Annotated in this window: 5 protein-coding genes; 3 read left to right on the forward strand and 2 right to left on the reverse strand. The window is 71.7% G+C overall.

Annotation, left to right across the window (positions count from 1 at the left end; genetic code table 11):
• Positions 1-531 precede the first annotated feature (531 nt).
• Together AR3_RS28475 and AR3_RS28480 are read right to left on the reverse strand one after the other, a co-directional pair.
• Positions 532-1,119: a peptidoglycan-binding domain-containing protein gene (locus tag AR3_RS28475; protein ID WP_083952225.1), complete on the reverse strand. Its 588-nt coding sequence runs from the start codon at positions 1,117-1,119 to the stop codon at positions 532-534.
• Positions 1,120-1,751: 632 nt separating this feature from the next.
• Positions 1,752-2,408 carry a GntR family transcriptional regulator gene (locus AR3_RS28480; RefSeq protein ID WP_083952227.1) on the reverse strand — a complete coding sequence of 219 codons (657 nt, stop codon included), beginning with the start codon at positions 2,406-2,408 and terminating at the stop codon, positions 1,752-1,754.
• Between the two features lie 249 nt (positions 2,409-2,657).
• Between AR3_RS28480 and pdhA the strand changes: the two genes are divergently transcribed.
• The 3 genes from pdhA to AR3_RS28495 all read left to right on the forward strand — a co-directional run.
• Positions 2,658-3,839: a pyruvate dehydrogenase (acetyl-transferring) E1 component subunit alpha gene (gene pdhA, locus AR3_RS28485; protein WP_083952229.1), complete on the forward strand. Its 1,182-nt coding sequence runs from the start codon at positions 2,658-2,660 to the stop codon at positions 3,837-3,839.
• Between the two features lie 13 nt (positions 3,840-3,852).
• Positions 3,853-4,869, forward strand: coding sequence for an alpha-ketoacid dehydrogenase subunit beta (locus tag AR3_RS28490; RefSeq protein ID WP_067918659.1), 1,017 nt, complete (start codon positions 3,853-3,855; stop codon positions 4,867-4,869).
• Positions 4,866-5,150 (forward strand): biotin/lipoyl-containing protein (locus AR3_RS28495; RefSeq protein ID WP_305790662.1); only part of this gene is annotated, 285 nt, incomplete at its 3' end. The genes AR3_RS28490 and AR3_RS28495, both read left to right, overlap by 4 nt.

Raw genomic sequence — 5,150 nt, forward strand, 5'->3', positions numbered from 1 at the left:
TTCACCGACAGGGCCCGCAGCTCCTCGGCGGGGCGCCCCTCGGTCTCCGCGGCGCGCAGCGCGCTCTCGGCCTCGGCGGCGGCCGCCAACCGCTCCCGGTAGGTCGCGGCCAGCCGCTCGTCGGCGGCGTACCGCTCGGCGACGTCCTTGCTCACCCGGCGCCCCAAGGCCATGGCGGTCCCCTCCTTCGTCCGCGGCCGTGACCGGCCGGCGGCGCGCCTTCTCGACCAGGCAGCCGCCGCCTCCGCAGGACACCGCCGCGCTGTCACCGACCGCCTGACGATTGCCTCGTGTGCGAGGAACACGGGGCGGACACGCGTCCCCAGACAGGCATTCCCGCCTGCACATGGCACTGCCAGGCATGTCACCGACAGCCGAGCGACGGCCGCCCCGTGTCTGGGGTCACGGGGCGGCCGTCTGGACCGCGTCCCCCTCCTCTTCAGCACCGACCGCGTCTGGAGCAGCGACCTCGTCCGCTCCGCGGTTCGGTCGCGATCCCGGCGGGGGCGGATCAGGGGCGGTCACGACGGTCTACCGAGGGGTCCGCAGGCTCTCGGCGCCCTTGGCGAACATGGCGCGGAAGGTGATGGGGCCCACCTCGCCGTCGGCGTCGATCTCCTTGCGCTTCTGGAAGCTCTTGACCGCGGACTGCGTGAGCGGTCCGAAGATGCCGTCCACGTCGAGATCGGCGCCGAGCCGGTTCAGCGAGTACTGCACGCCCTTCACCAGCTGGGCACGCGAGTCCCCGAGCCGCGAGATGCCGAAGTCGTAGCGGAGGGTCACCCACGTCTCGGAGTTGACCTTGCCGGTGTTCACCAGTTCCCGGTCGGTCTGGTACTTGCGGACGGCATTGACCAGAGCGTCGTCGAACACGTCGGCGCCCGCGGCCTCGGGGTTGCAGGCGGTGCGGTAGAACTGCGCCAAGAAGCAGCGCACCGCCGCCACCCGGTAGTCCTGGTCGCCCTTTTCGAGCTTCACCCACGGCTGGGCCTCGATGGCGGCGACAATGCGCTTGCTGGTCTTCGCGCCATCGGCGTGGGCGGCCGTCAGCGATCCTGCGGCGACGAGCGCCGCAAGGGCGGTGGCCAGGCACGCCACCACTCGCACTACGGTCCTCATTCATCCTCCTTCGCGAGATCTGCGACCGTTGCAGGAGTTAGGACGCGCCATTGCGAAGAAGGGTTTTCAAGAATCTTCGAATAATCTCCCCAGAGAAAGATCGCGCACACCTCTCAATGCCCTGACGCTTGACCTTGACAAACGGTTTACCCGCGTCGCTGAATTATTGAAATGATCATTGGCCGATATCGGCCCCGTCGCCGAGAGAAGGGGCGTGCATCGATCAGGACGCGGCGTCGACCGCCGCGTCACCGGTCGCCGTCCGAGGCGAGACGCCCCCGGTACGGGCCATCGACCGCGGTCGACCGGGCCTGTCTGCCGCGCACGCCCGGACCGGCGACGACACCGCCCTGTCGCGCGCGTGTCGTGGGTCGGCGCACCGCCGGCGCAGGCGGGCGCCGCCGCGGGCAGCGGAGATGATCAAGACGTCGCGACGAAGTCTCACGACGGTGGTCGCGGCGGACGGCACGGCCGTGACCAGCTTGCCGCCGGCGTGCGGCGGCGGATCGCAAAGCACCAGGTCGTGGAGTGCGGCGGCTCCAGGGAGCAGCTCAGCACAGCCGGCCGAGGTCGGCTCCAGAGCGTCGACCAGACCCCACCGTCAAGACAGTGCGCGGACGGCGGTCAGGGCGTCAGCACGGGGTCTTGGGGGCGTAGTTCATGACGTGGTCGTGGAGCATGCGCGGCGCGTCGGGGTCCTGGCGGCGGAACGCCTCGATCAGCGCGGCGTGCTCGGCGGACTTGGAGTAGATCTCGGTGTTGTGCAGGCGCAGGGACAGCGTCGTCCACAGCTCGATGCCCAGCGACTCCCACACCGACATCAGCAGCCGGTTGCCCGACGACTCCACGACCACGCGGTGGAAGCCGATGCTCAGGCGGATCTGCGCGTCCAGGTCGCCGGACTCGGCGGCCTCGGCGAGGCTCTGGTTCTGCTCCTCCAGCACGTCCAGCCGCTCGGCCAGGCGCGGCAGGGCCAGCTCGACGGCGGTGCGCTCCAGCCCGGCCCGGACGGGGAAGATCTCCGCCATGTCGCGCTCGGTGAACGGGCGGACGCGCGCCCCGCGGTTGGGCAGCGACTCGATCAGCCGAAGCGCCTCCAGCTGCCGCAGCGCCTCCCGCACCGGCCCCTGGCTGACGCCGAGCTCGGTGGCGATCCGCCGCTCGACGATCCGCTCGCCGGGCTGCCAGCGGCCGGCGCTGATCCCTTCGACGATGAACTCGCGGATCTGTCCGGCCAGGCCCGTGCGGCGCAGCGCCGGGGCGGGAGTGGCGGTGGAGGTTGAGTTCACGCATGCAATGGTAGATGGGGCAATGGTCCAGACCTTTCGCCCGCCCTGGGGGTGACGCCTCGGCGGCGCGGGCCCGGGCCCGGAGGGCGGACGCCGCCCCGGGGCACAAGATCACGTCCTCGCTGGTCCGGGACGTTCCGGGGGTCCTCTTGCGGCGGATGTACCGGTATGATCGATCATTGATCAATGATGATCGGTGAAGCGCCGCGGCGACCCCGCGGCACGCTCCCCGACGGAGGTAGAACGCCGATGGCTGAGACCACCAAGGCCGCCCGCTCCCGACGGACGCGGGGTGCCGCGGGTCAGGGCAAGGGCGCATCCGGCGCCGCCGCGTCCAAGGCCACCGCTCAGGACGCGGGCCCGGAGACCGCGAACGCCACCAGCGCGGACGCGTCCGCGGACGCCGGCGGGGCCGGTCCGCGGGCCGACGCCGAGACGCTGATCTCCTACTACCGGCAGATGCTGCTGATCCGCCGGTTCGAGGAGCGCGCCGCCCGCGCCTACACCCAGGCCAAGATCGGCGGCTACTGCCACCTGAACCTGGGCGAGGAGGCCACCATCGTCGGGCTGATGGCGGCGCTGCGGCCCACCGACTACCTGTTCACCAACTACCGCGAGCACGGCTACGCCCTGGCCAAGGGCATCGACGCGCGGCGCGTCATGGCCGAGCTGTACGGGCGCACCACCGGCGTGTCCAAGGGGTGGGGCGGCTCGATGCACATGTTCGACGTCGAGACCCGGCTGCTCGGCGGGTACGGCATCGTCGGCGGGCAGCTCCCGCTGGCCACCGGCGCCGCGCTGGCGATCTCCTACAAGGGCGGCGACGACGTCGTCATGTGCCACATGGGCGACGGCACCGCCGCGATCGGGGCGTTCCACGAGTCGCTGAACATCGCCGCGCTGTGGGACCTCCCGGTGGTCTTCGTCGTGATCAACAACGGGCTGGGCATGGGCACGCCCGTGGAGCGGTCCGCGGCCGAGCCCGAGCTGTGGCGGCGCGGCGCGGCGTACCGCATGGCGTCCGCCCGCGTCGACGGCACCGACGTGCTGGCCGTCCGCGACGCCGCCCGGGTCGCCGTCGAGCGGGCCCGCGCGGAGAGCAAGCCGTACCTGCTGGAGACGACGAGCCCGCGGCTGCGCGGCCACTCGGTCGTCGACCCGGCCCGGTACCGCTCCGCCGAGGAGAAGGAGGCGCTGAAGGCCGCCGACCCCCTCGCCCGGATGGCGCTGGAGCTGGAGGAGGCGGGCGTCCTGGACGCCGAGGCGCGCGAGAAGCTGGACGCCGAGGTGACCGCCGAGGTCGAGGACGCCGCCGCGTTCGCCGACGACAGCCCGCACCCGGACGTGTCCACGCTGTTCGACTACACCTACGCCACCCCCGTCCCGGGCGAGCTGCGCCGCCTGCCCGCCGACCCCGTGTTCCGCTCCTGAGGAGACCCGACCGATGGCTACCGTCACCTACCGCCAGGCCCTCCGGGACACCCTGCGCGCGGAGATGCTCCGTGACGAGAACGTGTTCCTGATGGGCGAGGAGATCGGCGTCTTCGAGGGCTCCTACAAGATCACCGAGGGTCTGCTCAAGGAGTTCGGGGAGCGCCGGGTGCGCGACACCCCGATCGCCGAGGAGGGCTTCGTCGGCGCCGCGATCGGCGCGGCCATGCTGGGCCTGCGGCCGGTCGTGGAGATCATGACGATCAACTTCTCGCTGCTGGCGCTGGACCAGATCGTCAACCACGCCGCCAAGATCTACGGAATGTTCGGCGGGCAGTGCAGCGTGCCGATGGTCATCCGCACGCCCGGCGGCGGCGGCCAGCAGCTCGGCGCCACCCACTCGCAGAACGTGGAGCTGTACTACTCGTTCGTCCCGGGCCTGAAGGTGGTGGCGCCCAGCACGCCGCTGGAGGCGTCCGCCATGCTCAAGGCCGCGATCCGGGACGACGACCCGGTGCTGTTCCTGGAGAACCTGGCCCTGTACAACACCAAGGGCGAGGTGCCCGACGACATCACCGAGGTCGAGCCCGCCGTGATCGGCAAGGCCGCGGTGACCCGCCCGGGCACCGACATCACCATCGTGGGCTACTCGCGGATGGCGCACGTGGCGCTGGAGGTCGCGGAGAAGCTGGCCGAGGAGGGGATCTCCGCCGAGGTCGTCGACCTGCGCAGCCTGCGGCCGCTGGACCGCGAGACGATCGTGGAGTCGGTGCGCCGCACCGGCTGCGCGGTGATCGCCGAGGACGACTGGCTGACCTACGGCATCGGCGCCGAGATCGCCGCGACCATCCAGGAGGGCGCCTTCGACTGGCTGGACGCCCCGGTGCGCCGGGTGGCGATGGCCGAGGTGCCGCTCCCCTACGCCAAGCCGCTGGAGCTGGCCGCGCTGCCGTCGGCCGACTCCCTGCTCACCGCCGTCCGCGACACGCTGCGCGCGACCGGCCGCCTGTCCCTGGAGACCGCTCGATGACCGACATCCTCATGCCGCGCCTGTCCGACACCATGGAGGAGGGCGTGATCAGCTCCTGGCACAAGAAGCCGGGAGACGAGATCGCCGTCGGCGACGTCCTGTGCGACATCGAGACCGACAAGGCGATCATGGAGTACGAGGCCTACGAGGCCGGGGTGCTCGAGAAGATCCTGGTCGAGGAGGGCCAGACCGCCGCGATCGGCGCGCCGATCGCCGTGCTGGCCCCGGCGGGCGGCGCGTCCGGCGGCTCGGCCCCGGCGGCCGAGCCCGAGCCCGCCCCC

Origin of the sequence: Actinomadura rubrobrunea NBRC 15275 (genome assembly GCF_001552235.1) — a bacterium.
Taxonomy (GTDB): Bacteria; Actinomycetota; Actinomycetes; order Streptosporangiales; family Streptosporangiaceae; genus Spirillospora; species Spirillospora viridilutea.

Excerpts from the sequence above, each read along its gene's own strand:
- AR3_RS28490 (WP_067918659.1), top strand. The coding sequence starts at position 3,853 with ATGGCTACCGTCACCTACCGCCAGGCCCTCCGGGACACCCTGCGCGCG.
- pdhA (WP_083952229.1), top strand. The coding sequence starts at position 2,658 with ATGGCTGAGACCACCAAGGCCGCCCGCTCCCGACGGACGCGGGGTGCC.
- AR3_RS28475 (WP_083952225.1), bottom strand. The coding sequence starts at position 1,119 with ATGAGGACCGTAGTGCGAGTGGTGGCGTGCCTGGCCACCGCCCTTGCG.